The sequence below is a fragment of the Bradyrhizobium sp. NBAIM01 genome, assembly GCF_020194115.1.
Lineage (GTDB): Bacteria > Pseudomonadota > Alphaproteobacteria > Rhizobiales > Xanthobacteraceae > Bradyrhizobium > Bradyrhizobium yuanmingense.
Genome location: NZ_JADYVU010000020.1, coordinates 97478 through 106899, shown reverse-complemented (window position 1 = coordinate 106899; position 9422 = coordinate 97478). Strand labels below are relative to the sequence as shown.

Sequence of the window (9422 nt, the reverse complement as noted above, 5' to 3'; positions counted from 1 at the left end):
GTTCCGGGAGGGGGTGGGGCTGAATGTCTCTCCACTGTCATTCCGGGGCACGCGAAGCGTGAGCCCGGAATCCATCGTGCCGCAGCGTTGGTCGATGAATGGATTCCGGGCTCGACGCTGCGCGTCGCCCCGGAATGACGGAGTGGCCTAGTCCGGCCGGACCATCTCGAACATGTTCTCCGGCTTGATCTCGAAATAATCGCCGCGCCGGCCGGCGCGGACGATGGGGCGGGCGGCGGCGGTCTGGTAGACGCCGTCCTTGATCAAGGCCTTGTCGATGTGGACGGCGACGACTTCGCCGAGCGTCAGCCAGGCGTCGGCCTCCTTGCCATTGGCGCCCTTGAGGCGGACGATGTCGGACACCTTGCACTCGAAGGCGACGGGGCTCTCGCCGACGCGCGGGACATTGACGAGCTTGCCGGGCACGGCGGTGAGGCCCGCGACCTCGAACTCGTCGACCTCGGGGGCGACATGCGCCGCGGTCGCGTTCATGTGCTTGGCGAGATCCATCGTCGTCAGATTCCAGACGAACTCGCCGGTCTGCTGCATGTTCTCGACCGTGTCCTTCCAGTTGGTCGAGGAGAAGCCGATGATCGGCGGCACGTAGCAGAACGCGTTGAAGAAGCTGTAGGGCGCGAGGTTGACGTGGCCCCTGGCGTCGCGCGAGGAGATCCAGCCGATCGGCCGCGGCGCGATGATGGCGTTGAAGGGGTCGTGCTTGAGTCCGTGGCCCTTGGAGGGTTCGTAGAAGTACAGGTCTTTGTCGGTCACGCGCTGCTTCCTTTCGTCATTGCGAGCGCAGCGAAGCAATCCAGAATCCCTCCGCGGAGACGGTCTGGATTGCTTCGCTGCGCTCGCAATGACGGAGTTTGTGGGTCCGTCCCGGTCCGCCTCCGGCGGTCGTGCCGGGGGCGATCAGTCTGCTTATAGGAGAAAACGCCCCGCCCGTCAGTGGCGCGGCGACAGACCCGCGATGACGAAATCGATCATCTGGTCGATGGTCGGGCCCGGCTTGGTGGCGCACTGGGCGATCATCTGGGGGTGGAAGAAGCGGATCATCGCGGTGCAGGCGCACAGCGAGGCCAGTTGCAGGTCCGGCGCCTCGAGCTCGCCGGAGGCGACGCCTTGCGCGATCATCTGGCCGATGACGCCGGCGATGCACTCCATATGGGCGACGCAGACCTCCCAGTCCTCCTCCATCGCGATCGCGACCATCTCGTGCAGCTTGTTGTCGCCGACATAGCGCTCGGTGTTCATGCGATTAATGGTGATGAGCAGCTCGCGGAAGCGCGGCAGCACCGGACCGGGCCTTGCCACGATCCGCTGCGCCTCCAGCTCGACCTCGCCCATCAGCGAGCGGGCCACCGCCTGATGGATCGCCTTCTTCGATTCGAAGAAGCGATACACGTTGGCGGGGCTCATCCTGAGCTCCTTGGCGATGTCGCCGACGGTCGTCTTCTGGTAGCCGATCTGGCGGAACAGCCGCTCGGCCACCTCGAGGATGCGATCCCGGGTGTCGACTTCGATATGTTCCGAAACAAGGGCCATCAGTCAGGACTCGCTGGTCAACAGTCTTCTCATCTATTCAGCCGCTTCGGCAAGCGGAATTGCGTGCGGGTCATCGCTCCCATGCTGCGGCGCGGCCGGCTGCTCGGGCGTTCCGGCCTCGTCCAGGCTCTTGCGGAACCACAGGGCGTAGAGGCCCGGCAGGTACAGCAGCGTCAGGAAGGTCGCGACGAACAGGCCGCCCATGATGGTGATCGCCATCGGGCCCCAGAAGGCCGAGCGCGTCAGCGGGATCATGGCGAGAATGGCGGCGAGCGCCGTCAGCACCACCGGCCGGGCACGGCGGACGGTCGCCTCGACGATCGCCTCGCGCCGGGTCAGGCCGTGGCTGACGTCGGTCTCGATCTGGTCGACCAGGATGACCGTGTTGCGCATGATCATGCCGGCGAGCGCGATCAGGCCGAGCAGCGCCACGAAGCCGAACGGGGCATTGGCGACGTTGAGGCCAAGCGAGGCACCGACGATGCCGAGCGGCGCGGTCAGGAACACCAGGATCAGGCGTGAGAAGCTCTGCAGCTGGATCATCAGCAGCGTCAGCATCACCATGACCATCACCGGGAAGAGGATGAAGATCGAGGCGTTGCCCTTGGCGGATTCCTCGAACGCGCCGCCCGGCTCGATCCGGTAGGCCGGCTCGAGGTGATCCTTGATCGCCTTCAGCTTCGGCGTGATCTGGTTGGTGACATCAGGGGCCTGCACGCCATCGACGACGTCGGAGCGCACGGTGATCGCCATGTCGCGGTTGCGCCGCCACATGATCGGCTCCTCATGGGCATATTCAATTCGAGCGATCTGCTGCAGGGGCACGGCGACGCCGTTGCGCGAGGTGATGGTGAGATCGCCGACGCCGCCGAGGTCGAGGCGCTCGGACGGGATCGCGCGGGCGACCACGCCGACCTTCTCGATGCCGTCGCGCACGGTCGTGACCTGCGAGCCCGAGATCAGCATCGCCAGCGCCTGCGAGACGTCCTGCGGGGTCAGGCCCATGGCGCGGGCGCGGTCCTGGTCAACGACGAGCTTGAGGTAGGGCGACTGCTCGTTCCAGTCGAGCTGGACGTCCTTGACGCTCTTGTTCTCCCGCATGACGTCGCGGACCTGGTAGGCGATCTCGCGGACCTTGTTGGCATCGGGGCCGATCACGCGGAACTGCACGGGGAAGCCGACCGGCGGACCGAAATTGAAGCGGTCGACGCGCACGCGTGCCTCGGTCAGGAAGCCCTCGGCGGCCGCGGTCTCGATCTTGGCCTTGATGCGCTCGCGCGCCTCGACCCCCTTGGCAACGATGACGATCTCGGCAAAGGCCTCGTTCGGAAGCTGCGGGTTGAGGCCGAGCCAGAAGCGCGGAGAGCCCTGGCCGACATAGGCGGTATAGGTCTCGATGTCCTTGTCGTCCTTGAGCAGCGTCTCAGCCTTCTTCACCGCCTTCTCGGTAACGTTGAAGGCGGTGCCTTCCGGAAGGCGCAGCTGCAGGAACAGCTCGGGGCGCTCCGAGAGTGGGAAGAACTGCTGCTGGACCTGGCCGAACCCGACGATCGAGGCGGCGAAGACGCCGACGGTCGCGACCACCACGGTGATGCGGTGGTTGACGCACCATTTCACGATGGCGCGCAGGCCGCGGTACATGCGGGTCTCGTAGACCGCATGCGGATCATGGTTGTGGTGCGCCTTCATCTCGGGCAGCAGCTTGACGCCGATATAGGGCGTGAAGATCACCGCTACGAACCAGGAGGCGACCAGCGCGATTGCCACGATCCAGAATATGCTGCCGGCATATTCGCCGACCGCGGAATTGGCAAAGCCGATGGGGAGGAAGCCAGCGGCCGTGACCAGCGTTCCCGTGAGCATCGGAAACGCAGTTGATTCCCAGGCAAAGGACGCCGCACGCATGCGGTCCCAGCCCTGCTCCATCTTCACCACCATCATCTCGACCGCGATGATGGCGTCGTCGACGAGCAGGCCGAGCGCGATGATCAGCGCGCCGAGCGTGATGCGGTGCAGGTCGAGCGACATCGTGTTCATGACGATGAAGACGATGCCGAGCACCAGGGGCACCGACAGTGCGACCACGATGCCGGTGCGCCAGCCGAGCGCCAGGAACGAGACGAACAGCACGATGACGAGCGCTTCCATGAAGGAGTGCACGAACTCGCCGACGGCGTGCTCGACCACCTTGGGCTGGTCGGCAATCAGCTTGACGTCGACGCCCTGCGGCACCGCCTTCATGAAGTCGGCCGTCGCCTTCTCGACCTCCTTGCCGAGCTGGAGGATGTTGGCGCCCTTGGCGGTGACGACGCCGATGCCGATGGCGGGCTTGCCTTCCTGGCGCACGACGAAGCTCGGCGGATCGACATAGCCGTGAGTGACGGTGGCGATATCGCCGAGACGGAACACGCGGCCGTTGCTCTCGACCGGCGTTTCGGCGACGGCCTTGGCACCGTCGAGCGCGCCGGTGACGCGCAGCGGCACGCGCTGCGAGGAGGTCTCGACCGTGCCGGCCGGCGTCACGTTGTTCTGCTTGGCGAGCGAATCGAACAGCGCCTGCGGCGCGATGCCGAGCGTGGCGAGCTTGGCGTGGCTGAACTCGACGAAAATGCGCTCATCCTGGTTGCCGTAGACGTCGACCTTGGTCACGCCGGGCACCTTGAGCAGGCGCTGGCGAAAACCTTCGGAGACCTTCTTGAGCTGGGCATAATCGGCGCCGTCGCCGGTCATCATGTAGAGGATGGAATCGACGTCGGAGAACTCGTCGTTGACGACGGGCCCGAGGATACCTGACGGCAGCTGGCCCTGCACGTCGACCAGCTTCTTGCGCAGGAGATAGAAGAGGTAGGGCACGTCCTTCGGCGGCGTGTTGTCGCGGAAGGTGACCTGGAGCGCGGTGAAGGCGGGCTTGGAATAGGTCTGCACCTTCTCGAAATAGGGCAGCTCCTGGATCTTCTTCTCGATGGGATCGGCAACCTGGGTCTGCATTTCCTGCGCGGTCGCGCCGGGCCAGATCACGGAGACGTTGACCACCTTCACCGTGAAGAACGGATCCTCGGCACGGCCGAGCTTCTCATAGGAGAAGAAGCCGGCGACGCCGAGGATGATCATCAGGAAGAGCACCAGCGTCGGATGGCTGACGGCCCAGGCCGAAAGGTTGAAGCGCTTCATCGCACTCTCCGAAAGACGATCCAGTTGCAAACAACGACAGCCGCTCTGCTCAAACCGTCGTCGCGAGGCAGCGAAGCAATCCAGGGGGCTGGGCAGGTTCTGGATCGCTTCGCCGCTTCAGCCTTTGCTTAGGGACAAAGGCCGAAACTCACCTCACACGACGTAACTCACTTCTCTTGTCATTCCGGGATGGTCCGAAGGACCAGACTTTCAAACGACGGATCAGAACGACAAGGACGACACGATCCGCACCCGCTGGCCGGGATCGAGCTTCTGCACGCCGAGGGCGACGATCTTGGCACCCTCCTCCACGCCGCCGGTGATGACGACGTCCTTGCTCTCGTAGGACTTCACCGTGACCGGCTTGAGCGTGACGCCACCGTTGTCGTCGACGACGTAGAAGGAGGGCTTGCCGCCTTCGTTGAAGAGCGCCGACAGCGGCAACCGCGCGACGCGCTCGGTCGCGGCATCCGACAGCGTCAGCGTCGCCGTCATGCCGAGCGCGACCTTGTCGTCGGCCTCGGGCAGCGAGAACTTTGCCAGATAGGTGCGCGTGGCGGGATCGGCTGCCGGCGCGATCTCGCGCAGCTTGGCCGTGTATTGCTTGTTCGGCTCGGACCAGAGAGTGACGCTGGCGACGCCCGACTTGGCGCGTCCGACCAGCGTCTCAGGGATAGCGACGACCGCTTCCTTCTCGGCAAAGCGGGCGACACGGATCGAAGCCTGGCCCGCGGCAACCACCTGGCCGGGCTCGATCAGCGTTGCGGTGACGACGCCGCGGGCGTCGGCGTTGAGCGTCGCGTAGGAAAGGGAATTCTTGGTCAACTCGACCGAGCGCTCGGCCCGGTTCAAGCGCGCACGGGCTTCATCGGCGGCGGCGCGGCTCTGGTCGAGCTGGGCGTCCGTGGTCCAGCCCTTGGCCTTGAGGTCCTTGGCGCGCTGCTCGGCGGCGGCGGCCTGGGCCAGCACGCCGGTTGCGGCGGTCTGCTCGGCAACGGCCTGCTCGGCCTGGAGCTTCAGGTCGACCTCGTCGAGGGTGGCGAGCGGCTGGCCGACTTCGACTGTCTGGCCCACTTCGACGAGGCGTTTGGCAACCTTGCCGGCGACGCGGAAGCCGAGATCGCTCTCGATCCTGGGACGGATAGTGCCGACGAAGCTGCGCTCCGGGGTCTCGGCAGCGTAATGGGCAGTTGCCACCAGAACCGGCCGCGGCGGCTCGGCCTTCTCGGCGACAGTATCATTGCACCCTGCCAGCGAAACGGCCATCAGGGCGAGCGCGGCTCCTGCGAAAAGCTTGGAATAGCTCGACAAAATCGACCGGACGAACATCGAAGGACACTCCTGCATCTCGACTGAGAGGAATGTCGACTGTTCACTGATAAAAGTCAATAATCGTCAGTCATCAGGAATGCGTGATCGTGAAGGAGTGGTAAGGAGGGATAGGCTTGGCCGCGAGGTGTTATTGTAGGGTGGGCAAAGCGGAGCGTGCCCACCAGAACCGCTCTGCGGCGAAGATGGTGGTTGCAGCGCGCAAAGTGCGCGCCTTTTGCCCACCTACAAAAATCCCCTCACCGCTCCTGGTCGGCGAATTCGTGCTTGCTGTCGTGTCCGCCGACGAACACCAGGATGCCCGCGATCAACGGCAGCACGGCGAGCACCAAGAGGCCCGTCGAGGTCTGGCCCGTGGCTTCCTTGACCCAGCCGATCAGGTACGGCCCGCCGAAGCCGGCGAGGTTGCCGATCGAGTTGATCAGCGCGATGGCGCCGGCTGCGGCCGTGCCGGACAGCCAGGCGGTCGGCAGGGTCCAGAACACACCGAAGCAGCAGAACACGCCGATCGCGGCCACCGTCAGCGCCACCATCGTCAGCGTGGGATCGGTGAGATAGGAGGAGATCCCGAGCGCGACTGCGGTGAGCAGCAGCGGCGCGCCGACATGCATGACGCGCTCGCGGCTCGCATCCGAATGCCGCGCCCACAGGATCATGGCGATGGTGCCGAACAGATACGGGACCGCCGTGACGAATCCAGTCTGGGCGTTGGTGAGACCGAACGCCTTGACGATCTGCGGCAGCCAGAACTGCATGCCGTAGAGCGCGCCGACGAATCCGAAATAGACCAGGCTGAGCGCGATCACCTTCGGTGAAGACAGCGCCTCGCCGAGCGAGAAATGCTTCACCGCTTGCTTGGCCGCGATCTCCGCATCCAGCTTCGCCTTCAGCCAGGCCTTCTGCTCGGCCGAGAGCCAGTCCGCCTTCTCCGGCTTGTCGGTGAGATAGAACCAGGTGACGATGCCGAGCAGCACCGATGGGATGCCCTCGATGATGAACAGCCACTGCCAGCCTTTCAGGCCCATCATGCCGTCGAGCCCGAGCAACAGGCCCGAGATCGGCGCGCCGATCACGGTCGAGACCGGCACCGCGATGGCGAAAGCCGCAAGAAAGCGGGCGCGATATTCGGCCGGATACCAATAGGTGAGATAGAGGATGATCCCGGGGAAGAAGCCGGCCTCGGCGACGCCGAGCAGGAAGCGCAGGACGTAGAAGCTGGTGACCCCGCTGACCACCGCCATCAGCGCCGAGATGATGCCCCAGGTCACCATGATGCGGGCGATCCAGCGGCTCGCGCCGAATTTCTCCAGGGCGAGGTTGCTCGGCACTTCGAAGATGAAATAGCCGATGAAGAAGATGCCGGCGCCCCAGGAGTAGATCAGCGGGGTGAACTTCAGGTCCGCATTCATGGTGAGCGCGGCGAAGCCAAGATTGACGCGGTCGAGATAGGAGAAGAAGTAGGCCAGCACCAGGAACGGAATCAGGCGCCAGGAGATGGCGCGGATGGTCGAGGTTTCGATGTCCGACTTGGTGGCACCGGTGGAACCGGCATAGGTCGTGGTCTGGCTCATGGCTTCCCCCGGGGTTGTTGCTTTTTTCGGGTCTGCGGCCGTTTTCAGCATCGCGAGCAAAGAGTCAATGGAGCAAGCAATGCACGAGACGCAGCCGGGCACGCCTGTTGCGCCTCTACGGACCTCACTGATCCGCGCTGCTTTCGCGCTCGCAGTGATTGCCTGTGGGCTGTCCCTTCGCTGGTACGGCTTCCCGCTCGGCCTGCCTGCGTTCATCGTGAAGTACGGCGGCTCGCTGCTGTGGGCGACGATGGTGTTTCTGCTGGCAGGAGTCGTGCTGCCGCGGCTGACACGGAGCCAGCTCGCAGCCATCGCGATAGTGATCGCGGCAGTCGTCGAGTTCTCCCGCCTGATGCATACTCCCTGGCTCGATGCGTTCCGCCTCACCACCGCCGGCGCGTTGCTGCTCGGCCGCATCTTCTCGCTTTGGAATTTGCTGGCCTATGCGGTTGGGATTGCGTTTGGCATGTGGATCGATCGCGTTGCCATGCGCGGTCCCGTAGGGTGGGCAAAGGCGCCGTAGCGCCGTGCCTACGTCTCGTCATCGAATAGGCAAGACGTGGGCACGCTTCGCTTTGCCCACCCTACAAGACTGCCGTCGGAGCCTCACTCCGCCAGTTGAAACCGCTCGAAACGGTCGAGCTCCTCCTCGATCACGCGCTTCAGCTCCTTGCGGCCCGCCGTCTTCCTGCCCTGCCCGACCCAGGTCCATTTCTGCATCAACAGCTTCTTGTTCTGCCGGTCGGTTTTGAGATCGAGCGCGGCGACGATCTCGTCTCCGACCAGCACGGGCAGCGCGAAATAGCCGAGCTTGCGCTTGGCTTTCGGCACATAAGCTTCGAACAGGTGGTTGTAGCCGAAGATGAGGTTGGTGCGCTTGCGCTGGATGATCAGGGGATCGAACGGCGAGAGGATGTGGACGAGATCGGGCGACACCTCATGCGGCTCAAGCGCTGCAGGCGAGGCCCAGTGCTCCTGCTTACCGGCGCCCTCGATCGCGACGGGCACGAGCTCGCCGCGGCGGACGCGCGAGGCGATCAGGCGCGCGACCGGCTTCTTGCTGGGCGCATCGAGATGGCAGACCGAATCGAGGCTGACCACGCCCTGCGAGCGCAACGCGCGGTCGAGCAGATAGGCCGTGATCTCGCTTGCCGGCGCCGGCTTCGGCAGCCTGTCCCAGCCGAAATGACGCGTCGTCAGCTCGTAGGTCTTGAGCATGCCCTGGCGCGCGCTGATGGTGACCGCCCCGGTATAGAAGGCGAGCTGCAGCGCCCGCTTCGAGGGCTTGCGGCTCTGCCACAGATGCTCCTTCTCGACGAGCACGTCGTCGTCGATGTCACGGATCGTCAGCGGCCCGCCGCGCAGCAGCCGCATCACCTTGCGCGTGTCGGCCGGCTTCACCGCGGCAAACCATTTGTGCCCCTCGCGGCGGTGCTCGCGCATCGCCGGCAGGAAGAAGCGGAAGTCGTCCGCCGGCACGTAGGAGAGCGCGTGCGTCCAGTACTCGAACACGGTCTTGTCGACACTCTGGGCGTGGCGCAGATCGGCGCGGCGATAGGACGGGATCCGGCTGAACAGGATGTGGTGATGGCAACGCTCGATGACGTTGATGGTGTCGATCTGCACATAGCCGAGATGGGCGACGGCGGCCGAGACGGCCTCTGCGCCTTCGCCAAACGGGGCGCGGTCGGTCAGCCGCTGGGCATGCAGCCAGATCTGCCGGGCCTGTGTCGTCGAGAGCGGAAGCGGTTTGGACGTGCGGGGCATTGCAGCGTGCAATGTAGCGGGATTCGCCGCGAGGCA

The 9422-nt window shown here is 64.8% G+C and carries 7 protein-coding genes; 1 reads left to right on the top strand and 6 read right to left on the bottom strand.

Features of this window, described 5'->3' with window-relative positions:
• Nucleotides 1-147: 147 nt before the first annotated feature.
• From I6F31_RS33930 to I6F31_RS33910, 5 genes are all read right to left on the bottom strand, one after another.
• A complete protein-coding gene (locus tag I6F31_RS33930) occupies nucleotides 148-771 on the bottom strand; it encodes a flavin reductase family protein (protein ID WP_036024785.1) in 624 nt (207 codons plus the stop codon).
• 177 nt (nucleotides 772-948) lie between these two features.
• A complete protein-coding gene (locus I6F31_RS33925) occupies nucleotides 949-1548 on the bottom strand; it encodes a TetR/AcrR family transcriptional regulator (RefSeq protein ID WP_225186862.1) in 600 nt (199 codons plus the stop codon).
• Between the two features lie 33 nt (nucleotides 1549-1581).
• Nucleotides 1582-4719 carry an efflux RND transporter permease subunit gene (locus I6F31_RS33920; RefSeq protein WP_225186861.1) on the bottom strand — a complete coding sequence of 1046 codons (3138 nt, stop codon included), beginning with the start codon at nucleotides 4717-4719 and terminating at the stop codon, nucleotides 1582-1584.
• Nucleotides 4720-4941: 222 nt separating this feature from the next.
• Nucleotides 4942-6048 carry an efflux RND transporter periplasmic adaptor subunit gene (locus I6F31_RS33915; RefSeq protein WP_225186860.1) on the bottom strand — a complete coding sequence of 369 codons (1107 nt, stop codon included), beginning with the start codon at nucleotides 6046-6048 and terminating at the stop codon, nucleotides 4942-4944.
• Nucleotides 6049-6287: 239 nt separating this feature from the next.
• Nucleotides 6288-7619, bottom strand: a complete 1332-nt coding sequence (locus tag I6F31_RS33910) for an MFS transporter (RefSeq protein ID WP_225173035.1) — start codon at nucleotides 7617-7619, stop codon at nucleotides 6288-6290.
• Between the two features lie 79 nt (nucleotides 7620-7698).
• Between I6F31_RS33910 and I6F31_RS33905 the strand changes: the two genes are divergently transcribed.
• Entirely contained in the window at nucleotides 7699-8142 is a 444-nt protein-coding gene (locus tag I6F31_RS33905; protein ID WP_225115082.1) for a DUF2809 domain-containing protein, read from the top strand.
• A gap of 83 nt (nucleotides 8143-8225) precedes the next feature.
• On the opposite strand, the gene I6F31_RS33900 is transcribed toward I6F31_RS33905, so the two are convergent.
• Complete coding sequence (locus tag I6F31_RS33900) at nucleotides 8226-9386, bottom strand: crosslink repair DNA glycosylase YcaQ family protein (RefSeq protein ID WP_225186859.1); 1161 nt, start codon at nucleotides 9384-9386, stop codon at nucleotides 8226-8228.
• Nucleotides 9387-9422: the final 36 nt, after the last annotated feature.

Excerpts from the sequence above, each read along its gene's own strand:
- I6F31_RS33905 (WP_225115082.1), top strand. The coding sequence starts at position 7,699 with ATGCACGAGACGCAGCCGGGCACGCCTGTTGCGCCTCTACGGACCTCA.
- I6F31_RS33900 (WP_225186859.1), bottom strand. The coding sequence starts at position 9,386 with ATGCCCCGCACGTCCAAACCGCTTCCGCTCTCGACGACACAGGCCCGG.
- I6F31_RS33925 (WP_225186862.1), bottom strand. The coding sequence starts at position 1,548 with ATGGCCCTTGTTTCGGAACATATCGAAGTCGACACCCGGGATCGCATC.
- I6F31_RS33920 (WP_225186861.1), bottom strand. The coding sequence starts at position 4,719 with ATGAAGCGCTTCAACCTTTCGGCCTGGGCCGTCAGCCATCCGACGCTG.
- I6F31_RS33915 (WP_225186860.1), bottom strand. The coding sequence starts at position 6,048 with ATGTTCGTCCGGTCGATTTTGTCGAGCTATTCCAAGCTTTTCGCAGGA.
- I6F31_RS33910 (WP_225173035.1), bottom strand. The coding sequence starts at position 7,619 with ATGAGCCAGACCACGACCTATGCCGGTTCCACCGGTGCCACCAAGTCG.